We start from the raw sequence: 457 nt of genomic DNA, 5'->3' as shown, positions 1-457 counted from the left end.
TGATCGTGGACATCCAGCGCGGCGGGCCCTCGACCGGTCTGCCGACCAAGACCGAGCAGGCCGACCTGCTCCAGGCGATGTACGGGCGCAACGGCGAGGCCCCCGTCCCGATCGTCGCCCCCCGCACCGCCGCCGACTGCTTCGACGCCACGCTGGAAGCGGCCAGGATCGCGCTCACCTACCGCACCCCGGTCTTCGTCCTCTCGGACGGCTACCTCGCCAACGGCTCCGAGCCCTGGCGCGTCCCCCACCCGGACGAACTGCCCGACCTGCGGACCCGTTTCGCCACGCGCCCCAACCACACGCTCGCCGACGGCACCGAGGTGTTCTGGCCCTACAAGCGGGACCCGGAAACCCTGGCCAGGCCGTGGGCGGTCCCGGGGACCCCGGGGCTGGAGCACCGCATCGGCGGGATCGAGAAGCAGGACGGCACCGGGAACATCTCCTACGACCCGGC

General features: G+C 72.6%; 1 pseudogene. It reads left to right on the top strand.

The features are described 5' to 3' along the window. Window positions 1–457, top strand: a pseudogene (locus AB4039_RS42460) (2-oxoacid:acceptor oxidoreductase subunit alpha); the annotation flags it as partial.

This window comes from Streptomyces sp. M-16, from assembly GCF_052114405.1.
Classification (GTDB): Bacteria; Actinomycetota; Actinomycetes; order Streptomycetales; family Streptomycetaceae; genus Streptomyces.
Note: the sequence above shows the minus strand (reverse complement) of the source record. Positions and strands in the feature narration are given on the sequence as shown.